This window comes from Streptomyces sp. NPDC002265, assembly GCF_040296125.1.
In the GTDB taxonomy this organism is placed as follows: domain Bacteria; phylum Actinomycetota; class Actinomycetes; order Streptomycetales; family Streptomycetaceae; genus Streptomyces.
Genome location: NZ_JBEOWS010000430.1, coordinates 1 through 7115 on the forward strand (window position 1 = coordinate 1; position 7115 = coordinate 7115).

General features: G+C 71.3%; 8 protein-coding genes and 1 pseudogene. 2 read left to right on the top strand and 7 right to left on the bottom strand.

The window, feature by feature from the left end; translation table 11 throughout:
• The 3 genes and pseudogenes from ABT085_RS41425 to ABT085_RS41435 form a co-directional block, all read right to left on the bottom strand.
• Window positions 1-229, bottom strand: a pseudogene (locus ABT085_RS41425) (ABC transporter permease); the annotation flags it as partial.
• The gene (locus ABT085_RS41430; protein WP_351620767.1) at window positions 229-1746 is read right to left on the bottom strand and encodes an ABC transporter substrate-binding protein; all 1518 of its coding nucleotides are present in this window, start codon (window positions 1744-1746) and stop codon (window positions 229-231) included. The pseudogene ABT085_RS41425 and the gene ABT085_RS41430, both read right to left, overlap by 1 nt.
• 48 nt (window positions 1747-1794) lie before the next feature.
• Window positions 1795-2535, bottom strand: coding sequence for a DUF1684 domain-containing protein (locus tag ABT085_RS41435; RefSeq protein ID WP_351620770.1), 741 nt, complete (start codon window positions 2533-2535; stop codon window positions 1795-1797).
• 327 nt (window positions 2536-2862) lie between these two features.
• Here ABT085_RS41435 and ABT085_RS41440 point away from each other — a divergent pair, with 327 nt between their 5' ends.
• Window positions 2863-3519 carry a hypothetical protein gene (locus tag ABT085_RS41440; protein WP_351620773.1) on the top strand — a complete coding sequence of 219 codons (657 nt, stop codon included), beginning with the start codon at window positions 2863-2865 and terminating at the stop codon, window positions 3517-3519.
• Window positions 3520-3580: 61 nt separating this feature from the next.
• Here ABT085_RS41440 and ABT085_RS41445 read toward each other — a convergent pair whose 3' ends face one another.
• The 4 genes from ABT085_RS41445 to ABT085_RS41460 form a co-directional block, all read right to left on the bottom strand.
• The gene (locus ABT085_RS41445) at window positions 3581-4207 is read right to left on the bottom strand and encodes an Rv1733c family protein (protein ID WP_502982947.1); all 627 of its coding nucleotides are present in this window, start codon (window positions 4205-4207) and stop codon (window positions 3581-3583) included.
• Between the two features lie 67 nt (window positions 4208-4274).
• On the bottom strand, window positions 4275-5096 hold the full coding sequence (locus tag ABT085_RS41450) for a rod shape-determining protein (protein ID WP_351620778.1): 822 nt from the start codon (window positions 5094-5096) through the stop codon (window positions 4275-4277).
• Window positions 5093-5464: a TraR/DksA family transcriptional regulator gene (locus tag ABT085_RS41455; RefSeq protein ID WP_351620781.1), complete on the bottom strand. Its 372-nt coding sequence runs from the start codon at window positions 5462-5464 to the stop codon at window positions 5093-5095. Before ABT085_RS41455 ends, ABT085_RS41450 begins: the two co-directional genes overlap by 4 nt.
• A gap of 45 nt (window positions 5465-5509) precedes the next feature.
• Window positions 5510-5896, bottom strand: coding sequence for a TraR/DksA family transcriptional regulator (locus ABT085_RS41460; protein WP_351620784.1), 387 nt, complete (start codon window positions 5894-5896; stop codon window positions 5510-5512).
• A 415-nt stretch (window positions 5897-6311) separates the two neighbouring features.
• Here ABT085_RS41460 and ABT085_RS41465 point away from each other — a divergent pair.
• A partial coding sequence (locus tag ABT085_RS41465) for a HAMP domain-containing sensor histidine kinase (RefSeq protein WP_351620787.1) occupies window positions 6312-7115 on the top strand: 804 nt, incomplete at its 3' end.

The following is a 7115-nucleotide window of genomic DNA, read 5'->3' on the forward strand; positions in this document are numbered from 1 at the left end:
GGTCGCCGCTCGCCAGCTGCCCGAGCCAGTGCGTGAACTGCTCGGGCAGCGGCCGGTCGGAACCGATGGAGTGGCGGGCCGCGGCGATCTGCTCCGGGCTCGCGCCCACCGAGGTGAGCGCGTTGGCCGGGTCGCCCGGGAGCAGGCGCAGCAGGACGAACAGCACCACGCTCGCCAGGGCCAGCGAGACCAGCAGGAAGGCGAAGCGGCGCAGGAGATAGCGCCCCATCAGCCCTGCTTCTTGATGTCGTACGCGTAGAACTGGGAGTTGAGGCCGTTGAGCGGGTATCCGGAGAGCTTGCTGTTCGCGACGACGATCTGCGGGTACAGGTACAGCCAGTCGCTGGCCGCGTCCTCGGCGGTCTGCCGGTTGACCTTCTTCAGCAGTTCGGTCTGCTGCGCGGTGGTGGTGGCTTCCTCGGCCTGCGCCACCCACTGGGTGACCTGCTTGTTGTCGTAGCCCCAGTAGAAGTCGGGGTTGCCGTACCAGACGAGGTCGCGGTCGTTGACGTGCTCCTGGAGCGTGGCCGTGAAGTCGTGGTTCTTGTAGACCTTCGTGTACCACTCGTCCGGGGTGATCGTGTTGATCTCGACGGTGATGCCGACCTTCGCGAGCTGCGACTTGATGAAGGTCGCGGCGGTGGGGTGCGGGTCGTAGTTCGGGGTGTCGAGGGTGAAGGAGAAGCCCTTGGCGTAGCCGGCCTCGGCGAGCAGCTTCTTGGCCTTGGTGACGTCGTAGGCGTTGACCTTGGTGAGGTCCTCGTACCAGGGGTCGGTGGGCGGCACCATGGAGCCGATCGGCTTGCCGTAGCCGCCCCAGACCGACTCCAGGAGCTTCTGGTCGTCGATGGCCGCGGAGACGGCCTGGCGGACCTTGACGTCGGTGAACGGCTTGGCCTTGTCGTTGAAGGCCAGCAGCAGCTTGGTGGTGGAGTTGCCGTCGTTGACCTTGTAGTTCTGGTTGCTCTTGAACTGCGCCAGGGCGTCGGGCGACTGTTCGCTGGTGACCACGTCGACGGCGTTGGTCAGCAGCGCGTTGTTCAGCGCGGTGGCGTCCTTGAAGTAGTGGAAGACCACCTGCTTGTTGGCGGCGGCGTCGCCCCAGTACCCGGCGAAGCGGTCCAGGCTCAGCGCGGAGCCGCGGGTCCACTTGGCGAGGGTGTAGGGGCCGGTGCCGTCCTCGCCGGTCTTCAGGTCCTTCGCCTCGGAGTTGATGATCCAGACGTAGGACAGGTTGTAGACGAAGGAGATCGACTTCTGGGACAGCGTGACCTTGACGGTGTGCGCGTCCGGGGTGGCGATGTCCTTGACGACCTCGAGGTTGCTCTTGCGGGCGGACTGCGAGTCGTCCGCGAGGACCTTCTCCAGGCTGTACTTGACGTCGGCGCTGGTGAGTTCCTTGCCGCTGTGGAACTTCACCCCGCTGCGCAGGGTGAAGGTGTACGTGAGGCCGTCGGCCGAGGCCTGGTAGTCCTGGGCGAGGAGCTTGTCGACCTTGCCGTCGTCGGTGAGCCGGAACAGGCCTTCGTACACGTTGCCGTTGAGGGCCTCGGTGACGCCCTGGCCGCCGCCCGCGGTGTTGTCGAGGTTCTGCGGCTCGTACAGGGAGCCGATGTTGACGGTGGCGTTCTTGTCCCAGGTGCCGGCGGAGGTGCTCTTCGCGCCGGAGGCGCCGCAGGCGGTGAGGGCGAGGGCGAGGACGGCCGTGGTGGCGGTGACGTACAGGGTCGACGTGCTGAGTCGCATGGTTCGGGGCGCTTTCGTGCTGGGTGGAACAGGAGGGCTGCGGACCGGTCAGTGCTGCGCGAGGAAGCCGTCGCGGAAGACGGGGCGCTTCTCGCCGGCCTCGACCGGCAGGTGGAAGCGGTTCTGCCGCGGCGGCATCGGACAGTTGTACTGATCGGAGAATCCGCAGGGCGGCACGAAGGCCCGGTTGAAGTCCAGGACGACGCGGCTGTCGTCGTCGGTGCGCCGGACGAACAGGAAGCGGCCGGCGCCGTAGGTGGTGTCCCCGTTGGTGGGGTCGCCGAAGACGAGCAGCAGGGTGCCGTCGTCGTCGAAGGCGCTGAGGGTGTACTCGCGGCCGTCGACGGTGAGCGTGATGTCGCCCGGCACCACCAGGTCTCGGGTGCCGCCGTTGTCCCGGAGGTGCTCGAAGGGGATGCGGCGGGCGCCGGGCACGGCCGTGTAGGTGGCCTCCAGGACCCAGGCCGGGTCGTACGGGAACGCCTCGACGCCCTCGAAGTTCCGGATGGCGGGCGCGTCCGCGTCCCAGAAGCGCAGACCCTGCTCGGGCTCGCCGGTGACGAGGTCGGTGCGGCGCAGCGTGGTGACCGTCACACTGTCCGGCTGTCCGGCGCGGGCCGCCTCGACGTCGGGTTCCTCGCCGGCCGGGAGCCAGCGGGTCTCCACGAGGGCGAGATTCCCGGTCGGCGCGGGGAGCGCCCGAAGACGCCCGGCACGCCAGACGTTCCACTCCTCCCCGGGGTCTGCGGGGGTCGGGACGGCGGAGGACAGGGACACGGCGTGACTCATTCGACTAGACGGGCACGACCATCACGGATCGTTACCTGATGGCCAAAGCATGTTCTATATCAGCCATAAGTCGTCCTAATGTCAAACCGCTTCTCGGCAGGTGAGACGACCGACCACGCGATCGACACCCCCGGACCATCGCGTCACCGTCACACACGGTGACTGCTCCCGGAGGCCGGGGCCATCCCGGGGAACCGGGCGGCTTGGAGCGCGACCTCAACAGCCCTGTGCCGTACGCCAGTCGGGATGTTCGGGCGACCGCAACCTCATGACGGCCCAGGACGTCACCATCAGGAGCGGACGAGGGGGCAGGAGGGGACGGGGCACATGCGCGGACGTTTCACATGCGGTCTGGCCGTCTCGGTGATGTCGGTCCTGGCGGCCTGTTCCACCGGCGGTGACGACAGCGGCGGCGCCGCTCCGACACCGACGGCGACGTCGGCCCGGCCGAAGGCCTCGGCCCCGCCGGTCCGGGACGGCGCCGACACCGACGCCGCCACCCGGGCCGCAGCGGAAGAATGGCTGCGGTCACAGCCGGACGAGCAGGGCAAGGACGCCCCGGACGAGCGGGGCTTCGTGGAGGTGCGCACCGAGAGAGGGATCTCCAGCTTCGTCTGGCAGACGCGGGACGACCGGTTCTGCGCCGCCGACGTCGCCGGCTTCAGCGTGGTGACGTGTCTGCCGCACCCCATACCGCTGAGCAAGGGTCCGGACATCACCGAGCTGGGCTACGTCCCGGACCCCGGATGGACCGTGCTGCTGGCCGCGGACCACCAGGAGGTCACGTCCGCGACCTGCGCGGGCGAGCCCGTCGAGGTGCGCAGGGTCGAAACGCTGCACGAGGGCGAACGCATCGTGTACGCCGTCCATTTCACGGAACGCCGGCTGGGCTCCATGACCCTCGGCCTGCGACGCGGGACCGCTCCGGCCACCGCGCGTGTCGACGTGAACGGAGTGATCTCCCAAGGTCCTCGCTGCGGCTAGGGCCTGTCCGGCGGGTCGAGTCGCAGGGAAGCGGCCGCCGGGCTGCGGTGTCGGGGACGGGTCAGGGGGACGTCGTCCACCGGGGTGCCGTCCGGGCCCAGGCGGTGTCCCACTGCGCGAGGTTGCGCCGCTCCAGCCTGCGGGCGGCGCAGCCGTACGCGGCGACGCCGATGACGGGAACGGCCAGGGCGGCGGCCATCGCGGCGCCCATCGTGCGGTTGCGGATCTGCTCGGCGCTCAGCGGCGGCTCGGTGATCTGCCCCTCCTCGCCGACCCAGACCCGGATTTCGTCGCCGGTGCGCAGTGCGGGTTCGACGTCGGCCGTGGCGGTCCGCGTGTGTCCGTGCGGATCGGTGAAGCGGACGGTGACCGGATACCGCGTCATCTTCGCCTCGGGAGAGCCGGGTTCCGGGTGCCGGGGGGCGTCGTGCACGAGGACCGCGGGGATGTGGTGCCGCACGGCGGCCTCGTGCCGCGCGGTCTGCCGGTGGTGCCGATAGGCCGCGTCGCCGACCAGGAACATCGCGACGGGGGTCGCCGCCGTCACGGCGAGCAGCAGGCCGAGCGCGATCCACGCCTCCACGACATCGGTCCGGCGGCGCAGCGGATTGCGCCGCCACCGCCACAGCAGGACACCGGGCGTGGGTTCAGGGGGGCGGCGGCTGTTCGGGCGTATTTCACGGGCCACCATGTGTCTCCTTTCCTGGAGGGCGCACGGTCCCGGTGCCCTGTGGGGGCGCACGGTCCCGGCTGTACTACTGCGGGTGCGTGGACTCGGTGAGTCCGCTGGTCGAGGGGTGCGCCTGGGCGGCCTCCAGCAGCCGGCCGGCCCCGCGGACGGCCGCGGTGTGCGGGGCGGGCACCGGTGTGACGGGGGCGTGCAGCTGCCCGCTCAGGCGGTAGACGATGTCGGGACGCAGCGCGCCCCCGCCGGCCAGGAGCACCCCTCGGCGCAGCGCGTCGAGCGTCTGGGTGGTGCGGTCCTGTTCCAGCATGGTGGTGATCATCGCGACGGCCGCGTCGACGATCCGGGCCGGCGGGGTGCGACTGTCCAGGTCGCTGAGGCCCAGGGCGGTACGGCGGGCGTCGGTCACGAAGCCGTCGGTGAGCAGGACGACCTCGGTGACGTGGGCCCCGAGGTCCACCACGAGCAGCGGCCTGCTCAGATCGGCGCCCGCGGCGGTGGCCACGGCTCGCGCCGCCGGGACGGTCAGCACGCCGTGCGGCCGCAGCCGCTCCACCGCCGCGCGGGCCGCCTCGCGGAAGGCCGGTCCGCTCAGGACGGGTGTGGTCAGGATGAACATGGGGCGGGCGGCGTGCGGCAGCCGGTGGCCGAGCAGACGGTCCAGCATCAGGGCGGTGCCCGGGACGTCGATGATGGTGGCGCGCTGGATGGGGTGCAGCCCGCCGTCCCCGGGGAAGGTCACCGTGGGCACGTCCAGGATCACGCCCCGGCCGGACGCCCAGACCCGGGTGCGTTCGCTGCCCAGGTCCAGGGCGACGCCACAGCACTGCCGGCAGCAGGGCCAGGTACGGTGCCGCGCGCTCCGGGAGCGCGGGCGGGGTGTTCCGGTCACCGGCCCGCCTCCCGCACCTGCTGGCAGCGGCCGCAGTAGCGGGCCTGCGGCACGATGATCAGGCGGTCCCGGGCGATGGGCCTGCGGCACAGGTGGCAGGCGCCGTACCGGCCCTGCTCCATGCGTACGAGGGCCGCCTCGACGTCGGCGAGGACCATCCGGGCGGAGGCGGCGAGCTTGACCCGGACCTCCGTCTGGGAGGCGGCGCGCCGGTCGGACAGCGCCTGGGGGCGGTGCGCGGCGGCAGAGAGCTGCTGGAGCTGTTCCAGGCGGAACAGCCGCTGCTCGTGCAGGTTCTCCCGCAGGGCGGCGAGGTCCTCGATCGACAGGGTCGTGTTGCGGTGGCGGGTGCTCTGGTGGTTCACCAATTCCCCCTCGGACGGGGCAGCGGACGGAGGCTGGGCGGACGCCGGTCAGGCGGCGGCGCGCTGGCAGGGGACGCAGTACCGCGTGTGCGGCAGGATCTCCAGGCGCTCGACGGGGACGGGCTTGGCGCAGCCCTCGCAGTCTCCGTAGCTGCCGTTCTCGATACGGGTGAACGCCGCGTCGATCTCCTTGAGGACACGCTGCACGGTGTCCCGCTGCGCGGCCGCCATGGGATCTCCCGTGCTCGGTCCGGCCTCGGCGATGGCCCGCAGCTGCGTCAGCCGGGAGTTGCGTTCGTGTTCGAGTCGCTGCCGGGCCTCGTGCGCGGTCAGTCGCTCGGGACGAGGTTCGGGACGGGGCTCGGAACCGGCTGCGGATCGGGGTTCGGTCCGCGCTTCGGATCGGGGTTCGGTGCGGGGCGTGTCGAGCGACATGACGGGTCCTTTCCTCGACGGAACGGGGACGTACGGAGCTGAAGGTGAGGCGTGAAGCCCTGGACCGGGGAGGCGCGACCCGGACCGGGACCGTGGGGTCACGGGGTCCAGGGGTGGCGGAGTCACGAAGTCACGGTGAGTGGTCCATGCCCCCACCTTGGTCGAGGCGCCGTAGGAAACCCATCGGGCGCGATACCCATCTGCGGCGCCGCGCCGAGCCCGTCGCGACCTGGGCCGGCCCGGCCGCGGAAATGGGCATTGGAGCCCATCGACGGGCCGGGCGGGGCGGAGGGAGGGTGGCCACAGGCCGGTCGGGAACCGCGGCCTCGGCTCGGGCACAGGGTGCGCGGTGACCGGCAGCGGTGACCGACAGTGGAAACAGAGCCGTATCGCACGAGGAAGGGTTGTCATCCCGGTGTCGCTGTTCTGGCGGATCTTCGCCCTCAACGCCGTGGTGCTGGGTACTGCCACCGCACTGCTGCTGTGGGCCCCGGTGACGGTGTCCGTACCGGTCGTGCTGACCGAGGCCGTCATCCTCGTGGCCGGCCTCGCCGTCATGCTGGTCGCCAACGCCGCCCTGCTGGGGATCGGCCTGGCTCCCCTGGGCCGGCTCGCGAAGCTGATGACCACCGTCGACCTGCTGCGCCCCGGCCAGCGCCTGCCGGAACGCGGGCACACCGAGATCGCCGAGCTGATCCGCACCTTCAACGCCATGCTCGACCGCCTCGAACACGAACGGGCCGCCAGCAGCGCCCGCGTCCTGCTCGCGCAGGAGGCCGAGCGGCGCCGCATCGCCCAGGAACTCCACGACGAGGTCGGCCAGAGCATGACCGCGATCCTGCTGGCGCTGAAACGGGCGGCGGACACGGCGGCCGAGCCGCTGCGCGGTGAGCTGCAACAGGCTCAGGAGATCACCCGCGAGAGCCTCGACGAGGTCCGCCGGCTGGTGCGCCGGCTGCGGCCGGGCGTGCTGGAGGACCTCGGCCTGGTCAGCGCCCTGACCTCGCTGACCACCGAGTTCGCCACGCACGCCGGGCTGCGCGTGGTGCGCCGCTTCGACCCCGGGCTGCCCGCCCTGGACGAGCAGACGGAACTCGTGCTCTACCGGGTCGTCCAGGAGGCCCTGACCAACGCCGCCCGGCACGCCGAGGCCGGCCGGGTGGAGGTGACCCTGCGCCACGCCGACGGCGCAGTGGTCCTGACCGTCGCGGACGACGGC